At 42.2% G+C, this 7,556-nt stretch carries 7 protein-coding genes; 1 reads left to right on the forward strand and 6 read right to left on the reverse strand.

Annotation, left to right across the window (positions count from 1 at the left end; translation table 11 throughout):
• Nucleotides 1-13: 13 nt before the first annotated feature.
• On the forward strand, nucleotides 14-2,326 hold the full coding sequence (locus tag VK541_RS04895; protein ID WP_324367492.1) for a redoxin domain-containing protein: 2,313 nt from the start codon (nucleotides 14-16) through the stop codon (nucleotides 2,324-2,326).
• A gap of 8 nt (nucleotides 2,327-2,334) precedes the next feature.
• Here VK541_RS04895 and VK541_RS04900 read toward each other — a convergent pair whose 3' ends face one another.
• The 6 genes from VK541_RS04900 to VK541_RS04925 form a co-directional block, all read right to left on the reverse strand.
• The gene (locus tag VK541_RS04900) at nucleotides 2,335-2,913 is read right to left on the reverse strand and encodes an RNA polymerase sigma-70 factor (protein ID WP_324367493.1); all 579 of its coding nucleotides are present in this window, start codon (nucleotides 2,911-2,913) and stop codon (nucleotides 2,335-2,337) included.
• Nucleotides 2,914-3,118: 205 nt separating this feature from the next.
• Nucleotides 3,119-3,913 carry an alpha/beta hydrolase gene (locus VK541_RS04905; RefSeq protein ID WP_324367495.1) on the reverse strand — a complete coding sequence of 265 codons (795 nt, stop codon included), beginning with the start codon at nucleotides 3,911-3,913 and terminating at the stop codon, nucleotides 3,119-3,121.
• 74 nt (nucleotides 3,914-3,987) lie between these two features.
• Complete coding sequence (locus VK541_RS04910; protein WP_324367497.1) at nucleotides 3,988-4,866, reverse strand: helix-turn-helix domain-containing protein; 879 nt, start codon at nucleotides 4,864-4,866, stop codon at nucleotides 3,988-3,990.
• Between the two features lie 142 nt (nucleotides 4,867-5,008).
• A complete protein-coding gene (locus VK541_RS04915; protein WP_324367499.1) occupies nucleotides 5,009-5,239 on the reverse strand; it encodes a hypothetical protein in 231 nt (76 codons plus the stop codon).
• Between the two features lie 407 nt (nucleotides 5,240-5,646).
• Complete coding sequence (locus tag VK541_RS04920) at nucleotides 5,647-6,477, reverse strand: hypothetical protein (RefSeq protein WP_324367501.1); 831 nt, start codon at nucleotides 6,475-6,477, stop codon at nucleotides 5,647-5,649.
• A 3-nt stretch (nucleotides 6,478-6,480) separates the two neighbouring features.
• On the reverse strand, nucleotides 6,481-7,556 hold a 1,076-nt coding region (locus VK541_RS04925; protein ID WP_324367503.1), incomplete at its 5' end, for a hypothetical protein.

The raw sequence follows: 7,556 nt of genomic DNA on the forward strand, positions 1-7,556 counted from the left end.
AACCAATGTTTGTATGAAAACCCTATTAACGCTCCTCCTCACTGCATGCTCTGCAGCCACATTTTCACAACAGATCAACGTTCCTAAAAACAAGGAATTTGAAATTAAAACCACTACCAAAGATGCCGGCACTTTTAAAAGTGATGAACAGTATACCTATGCATTTAAATCGCTGGGGAAAAATGCAGGGGGCAATACTGTATTTGAATGCAAAATCGTAAAGGTACTGATCCGGGATCAAAATGTACCCGGTGGCACACTCCTGAATACCGATTCTGTTAAAAAAACAAATTTTTATTCGACTGCTGTATTGCTGCCACTTGCCATGCTGAACCAGCCTTTTAAGATAACGGTGAGTCCTAAAGGCAAAGTAATCGAGGTATCAGACAGAATTGAATACTTAAAAAAGAAAATGGCGGAATGGCAGATAGACAAGCAGATCGGCGAACAAACTTTTGGCAATGCCGGCGGAGATTTTGAATCCCGCCTGCAAAATTTATTCCTGGAGCTTCCTGATCAAAAGATTAGCCTTTCGTCTGAATGGAAGACGAAAAATTCTGACGTTCCATTTAAAGTAACAAGCAGTAAAGGAACCAGTTTGGTCATCAATTCCAGCATTACTCAGAAAAATGGTACGATCACAGAGCGTAAATATATGATCGATACACAGACAGGCATGGTCGAAAGCGCGATCAGCACTACCAAAGGAACTTACGATTCCGGGAATTCGCAAGGGATGCCTCCTAAAATAAAATCTGACCAAACACAGACCCAAAAGCTTGGAGGCCGCCTGACAAGGCCGCAAACAGATTCAGCATGGGTAAACATGGCGGTGAAAATGAGCTTCTGGAGCGAATCTCTCAAAAAAGGCACCGTTTATGACTCGGTAAAGGTTTATCAATTGCTGAAGGACGATAAGAACAAACGCTTTGCGAATGACCCGTATTTCCTGATCAACAGATTGGATGCGGTACAGCGCCTGGATGGTCAGAAATCTCATGAGGAGTACTCCAAACTATTGATAGACATACCAAATGAAGTGATCAGGAACAACTCCAGTCACCTGCACAACAAAATGGGCACGGCACTAAGCGAGCGTGGGGCAGCTGAAGCATACGAAGTGAGTAAATACGCCATAAAAACCAGCTCTTTTGATGACTGGATACAGCATTCTTTTGCACAGGGATTTTTAGTGTATGACCTGAATGATGCCGGTGAAACGGCCAGACGCAAAGAACACTATGAACTGGCAGAACTTTTTCACAATACAAAAGACCCACTATACCAACTAAAAACAAATCCTTTGTACCTATGGGCTAAAGCAAGAACTGAAAAGGAAAATATACCTCTGCTGTTGTCGACGACCACTGCTTTTGAAAAAATGAGCGATGAGGAAATGAAAAGCGGCAATGGCAGCAGGTATGCTCTATTGGTATACAAGATGCTTCTGGACGCAAAAAAAACAGTTGAGGCCGATAGCTTACTGAACAAAACAATCGCCAGGACAGAAAGGTATGCTGCTGATACTTTGAATGTAAACCGGTATGCAGAGCAGAACATGCTCGCAGGCGCTTATTACTTCAAATACAAACAGGCCGAAGCCGCAGGCGCAGCGGATGCAATGAGCTTTTTGTCTAAATCAGCGCAATATTCTCCCAAAACACCCAAAGAAAAGGCTTATTCCAGTTTTTATGACCGGGTATTTATAAAAAACCAGGAAACATACAGACAAGAGTTCATCGATAAACTGATGGCTAACGGGAATGAGCAGCAGGCACTTGCTGTATTTGGTGAACATATCAATGCGGAGCCCGATAACGTACAGGAAATGCAGGAACTGTATACCAGGCGATTTCCAGACAAGGACTTTAACAAGTTTTTTGTAAATAATATACTGGGAAGCTGGAGAGCCGCACCTGCCTTTAAGCTAACCACGATAGACGGAAAAAAGTATTCGCTGGACAGTTTTAAAGGAAAGTGGGTGGTGCTCGACTTTTGGGGTACCTGGTGCGGGCCATGCAGGGCTGAAATGCCGGAAGTTAATAAATTTAGCGGGGAAGTAGCGGCAGGAAAACATGAAGGGGTAGAATTTTTGAGCATCGCTTGCAGTGATAGTGAGAAAAGTGTAAGGGCATATCTGGAAGCCAACAAGTTTACGATACCCGTAGCGGTTTCAGAGGGAGTGGTTGAAAAGGACTTTAAGATCAGAGGCTTCCCTTCCAAAATACTGATCGCCCCTGATGGCAGGATGATGAATGTAGAGTTTGGAAAAAACTGGCAAACTGTATTGAAACAATACAGTAAATTATATGCGGCCAGCCTGTAGATACCTTGTTATATATTCATCAGTATACTCAACACGAGCAGCGGTCCAAACCTTACTTTGAGTATTTTTATGGCATGGTGCATATGACTTTTTACGGTTTCTTCTGAAAGGCCAAGCTCTTCCGCAATCTGTTTCCTGGTATAATTGGTCTTCCTGCTCAGTTCAAAAACCTGCCTCATTTTCTTGGGCAAAGCTGCTATTTCCTGGTCTATCAGTGCAGAAAGTTCATTGTGCCGCAGCAGATGGTCTGTAGTATTGTGCTCCGTTTCATTGTAAAGCTTAAAACTCTCGGTGTATTTGGCACTGACCTGCTTGTGTGCTACAAAGTTGATGATCCGGTTGCGTGTACTGTTATACAAATAAGTCGACAAGGCATATTCCAGTTGCATTTCCTCGTGCTTCATCCATATGCTGAGAAAAAGATCATGAAGCAAATCATTGACTTCTTCTTTGTCGCCAAGACGCTTAAATGCAAAAATGTAAAGGAGTCTTTTGTACCGGTGATAGATCTCAGTATAGGCCGCACGATCGCCCGTCCGTAGCAATTCAGTCAGTTGCCGATCAGTAAATGCGCTATAAGCAGCCATTATAAATAATCCCTCTATACTAAGTTAGTAAAACTGGGCCAATGATAATTATTAATTTCCATTCAGCGTTAAAATATATGATTAACCTTTTGTAAAGGATTTACTTTGCGCATGTCAGTAGATAAATTACCCTTAATGCCAAAAAGCCGGTGTTCGCGACTCTGGCAAAACACCGGCTTTTTAAGTTTACGAAATGCAAGTACAGTTATTTCTTCTGAGCTGCCTTCTCTGCGGCTCCAATAACAACCGCTGCTACTTTTTCAGGCTGCGACATAAATATCACGTGGCTTCCTTTGACCTCTGTCACTCTTGTATTGGAGCGTTTGTACATCGCACGCTGAATTTCGGGAGCAATACTTTTGTCTTCAGTAGCAACCAGGGCATAAGCCGGTTTATCTCTCCATGCGGCGTGGGTGATGGGCGATACAAAACCTTTGGCATAAAAGGCCCCTTGCGAAGCATACATGAAATCCGCTTCCTCTTTGCTGATGTCAGCGCAAAATCCCGCGTGATATTTTGCCTGATCATAGTATACGATGCCTTTATCATCCGGAGGCAGAACACCGTTTTCAGGAACCGGAGGCGCTGTCTGCAGCCATTGCAGGGCAGACTCACCATTGTCAGGCTGAAAAGCAGCGATATATACAAGAGCAGCTACCTTAGGATGGTTCCCAGCTTCGGTAATCACCGCACCTCCCCAGGAATGTCCCACCAATATGGCCGGTCCGTCCTGTTTGTCCAAAGCTACCTGGGTTGCCTTTACATCATCTTCCAGCGAAGTCAATGGGTTTTGCACGACAGTCACATGATATCCTTTTTTTGTAAGCACGGTATAAAGCGCTTTATATCCCGACCCGTCTGCAAAAGCGCCGTGAACAAGCACTACATTTTTAACCGATTGAGCTTGAGCTTGATTTACCTGACCAGCAATTGTAGTTAATACTACTGTTGTAGCTAAAACGCCACCTTTGATTTTGTTTTTTAGATTTAGAGTTTTCATTTTCTTTGCTGTTGATGTTTTGTTTGTGTCAACGATACAAAGATGGCCTGAAACAGAGGCCGGAATAATAGGGATTATTCCCCAGAGATTGTAATTTTTTCCCTTTCCGTTTTTTCCTTCTTGTTTCTATAGGCAAGAGGCGGATAAGAAGTATGTCTTTTGAAGAAATTGCAGAAATAGGCCGGATCTTCAAAGCCCAGCTCATAGGTAATCTCCTTGACAGATTTGTCTGTATAGTACAAAAGACGCTTTGCTTCAATAATGATGCGTTCCTGGATCATCTGAATCGGACTTTTCTGGTTGAACAAGGCGAAAAGGTTTGAAAGGGTCTTTGGTGACTTATTGAGCTTCTGTGCATAGAAATTGACCGAATGCTCATTGTGAAAATTACCTTCTACCAGGAGATTGAATTTTCGGATCATGTTGAACCTTTCGTTATTTTGCCGCTGGTCAGGAATATATTCAGATTTGGCCAGTTGAGTCACTGTAATGATCAGTCTTTTCAGCAGCATCACCAGCATATCATTCTGTACATTGTCCGGTGTGTTCATTTCAGAAACAAACATATTGAGCAGCAATTCCATCTTTTGCTGCGAAGCATCATCCAGCTTAATAAACAGATTTGTGCCGAGCCCAAACAGAAATCCAACGCAGCTCACTTCCGAGTCATGGTCAATGATGCAATAAAATTCCCTGTTAAACTGCCAGGCTGTCAAATCCGAGGTTCGTTCAAAGGAAAAAGACTGATTGAACATCAATGGCAGTATAGTTTGATGCGGAAAAACAATTGGCTCCCCGTCAATGGTAACGGTTTGCTGCTCCCCGCGGTTCCAGACCATTGAGAAATATTTATTAGCGCCATCCCTGCCATAAAAAAAACGGTCGAAATATTGGCCGTCGTTCAGCAGCAGCAGATGACCACCAGAAGTCGCGTCTGTAAGCGATAGTTTCATTTTTCAGCTGACAATTCACAAGCAAAGCTAGTAATAACGGCTCTATTTTTCATTGAAAAGTGTTGGCTCTGTTTTTCTTTTAACACAAAAGAGCCCTGCTCAAATTGAACAGGGCTCTTTTGTTTAATATCTTTTTTTCGTTCTAAAGGACATTAACTTCGAAACCGCCGTAACTGAGCATTTCGGCATTGTGCGAAACAATCAGGTTGAGTTCCAGCCTTTCGATCAGGTCCTTCGCCTGGACTATGTTTCTGTGCATGTCGTTAATGCCTCTGATTTCAATTCCCTTCGCCATCAGTTTAAATTTGTTCGGCTCAAACTTCTCAATGAATTTTTGCAGATCTGAGTTGACCTGAATCGCTGTTTTTTTCATATTAAATCCTTAATTCACTAGTTGGGGACAAAGAAAGTCTATTGGTTTTAAATTAAAGGGCGAATCATGTTATGTTATTAATCAGGATAATATGTATTGATTATTTAACATTGGTTTAATAAAAGGGCTCTAGCTTTGCATCATAAATATTTGGTTAGTATTTATAGGTTTAGTTGATAATAAAAAGCCGTGATGGATGTCAGGGCTTTTTGTAATAGATTTTAAATATGAAAGTAAACACCGTTTTAATTGTTATTATGGTAATCGCTTTAATAGCGCCGATCGTCTATTTGTTCCGGAATATTCAGACCATAAATCGGTCCTCAGAAGACGAGATGCTCTGGATTTAAAAAAGGCAGGTTTTCAAACCTGCCTGATGATTAAATACAATATTCTTTGCAATCCTGTTATTCGATTTTTCTAACGTCCAGCGCAGCATTTCGGATAATCGCTTCATCCCTGCCAAATTTTCCTGCATCATGGTCCTTGCTGTAGCCCTTGTAAATCAGAAAATAGCTGCTTCCCGGCTGCACCGTCAAATCTCTCCGGGCAGTTATATTTAAGGAATCGCTTCCATTAAACAACCTGAGACGCAAAAGCGAATCTTTAGGCATGTCATATTCTATATAATCTGAAATTTTACGATAAGACATATTTTGAAATTTACCGGCCTGCAATACTGTGTTGATGTGCAGGTTTAATGAATCTGCATCCGGGCTGAGCTGTATAAAACGGAAGCGAATCTTTCCGGCCTGTGCTCTGTCCAGATGCGTAACTGCTGTAGTCTTGTAATTGCCCGCGCTATCAGATAAAAAATAGGTATTGTGGTTATTCTTCATCACCTGCATATTAAAGGAGAACAAAATCGGCGAAGCCAGGCCGTCAGCATGCAGGTCTGATTGATAAACACCTGCACTATAATCTTCAAATACCATCCAGGGAACAGCGTTTAGATTGCTGGTTCCGGGAAATTCATGGATTACCCCTGATCCTCCCTGGAAAAAAGGCAGCAGGTTGCCGACCAGCGGAGCGCTATGCTGACCACTCTGTAAACTAAGCGGCAAAACAATTTTTACAGTTGTTTTAGCCGCGGTAAGAACCGAATCAATTTTATTGGAGGCATTATAAAAGCTTACCTTTGCAGTTTCACTGCCTTCGCTGTTAAATTCAGTTTTGTGACAAGCTGCCAAGCAGATAAGCACAACTGATAAAACAGTTAAATGTATATTCTTAAACATATCTTAAGGTTTTTTAATCACGTAAATTTTTAAAGGATCATACTGGGTAGTAGCACCCACGCCAGTCTTATAGTGCTTGCCGAAATAGATATTATTGTTACGGTCAAAGCCTATGAAGAACGTACTGCTGCCATTTTTAGGTCTAAAATTCACCCATTTGGCTGGTCCGGTACCTTTATCCTGACCGGCAACTACGAGATTATCAGGTGGCATTAGCCCTTTTTCTGTACCTGCAAACACGTATGCGTTATTTTTTATTGCATCGACGCCTAAAACAGATAGCCTCAAAGCAGTAGTTGGAAACAGGATTATATTATTATTGGACAAAACTGCGTAGGCCGGGAAATTATTTGATCCCCCACCAAATCCTCCAGATCCAAAGCTAAGGGAAGGTGTATTTGGCAATCCGGTTATAGTGCTTTGGTCCTGCCCTGAAAAACTGAAGGGGCCTTCAAAGCTTGACAATATGGACTGTGATTCCAGGTCATCAAGCGTGGTCTTTTCAATACTCAGGCCTGTGGTCTGGTACAAAGTCCTGTTATCAGTCCCTAACTGATAGTCAGCAGAAATATTCTTTATGGCACTTGCAGGAACCGGCCTAGTGGTATTGGCCCTGAATAATGACCTTAGATTTCCGTTCCTGATCTGAACAAAATTCCCCATACCGTTATTCACTGAACCTCCCGCTTTAAGTGCATTGAACCAGGTACCCGCATTGATTGAATCACGCCCTACATAATATTCAGGATCTTTAAACATCGGAAGTTTAATGTTACTTTTAGGCGTAATGCTGGTATTGTAAACTTGATTGATGGCATACAAAGTACCGTCGACCGTCAGTTTCAAGTTTGTAAGCGCCATTTTAACATCAGACGTACTGCCCTGTGCCGGAAGATAATTCAGTGTCGGATCATAGAGTATATCTGTCAGATTGGCTGCACGCTTATAAAAAGACCTTAACCGCTGAAAGACAGAGCGGTTAAGCACTGTGATCTGATTGCCGGGAAGATCCATTCTGCATAGTCTCGTAAAATAATAGTTGCCGTTGTCCGGCCCTGGCTCTGTTACTGATGCCGAGA

Origin of the sequence: Pedobacter sp. (assembly GCF_035317785.1) — a bacterium.
In the GTDB taxonomy this organism is placed as follows: domain Bacteria; phylum Bacteroidota; class Bacteroidia; order Sphingobacteriales; family Sphingobacteriaceae; genus Pedobacter.

Excerpts from the sequence above, each read along its gene's own strand:
- VK541_RS04910 (WP_324367497.1), bottom strand. The coding sequence starts at position 4,866 with ATGAAACTATCGCTTACAGACGCGACTTCTGGTGGTCATCTGCTGCTG.
- VK541_RS04920 (WP_324367501.1), bottom strand. The coding sequence starts at position 6,477 with ATGTTTAAGAATATACATTTAACTGTTTTATCAGTTGTGCTTATCTGC.
- VK541_RS04915 (WP_324367499.1), bottom strand. The coding sequence starts at position 5,239 with ATGAAAAAAACAGCGATTCAGGTCAACTCAGATCTGCAAAAATTCATT.
- VK541_RS04905 (WP_324367495.1), bottom strand. The coding sequence starts at position 3,913 with ATGAAAACTCTAAATCTAAAAAACAAAATCAAAGGTGGCGTTTTAGCT.
- VK541_RS04900 (WP_324367493.1), bottom strand. The coding sequence starts at position 2,913 with ATGGCTGCTTATAGCGCATTTACTGATCGGCAACTGACTGAATTGCTA.
- VK541_RS04895 (WP_324367492.1), top strand. The coding sequence starts at position 14 with ATGAAAACCCTATTAACGCTCCTCCTCACTGCATGCTCTGCAGCCACA.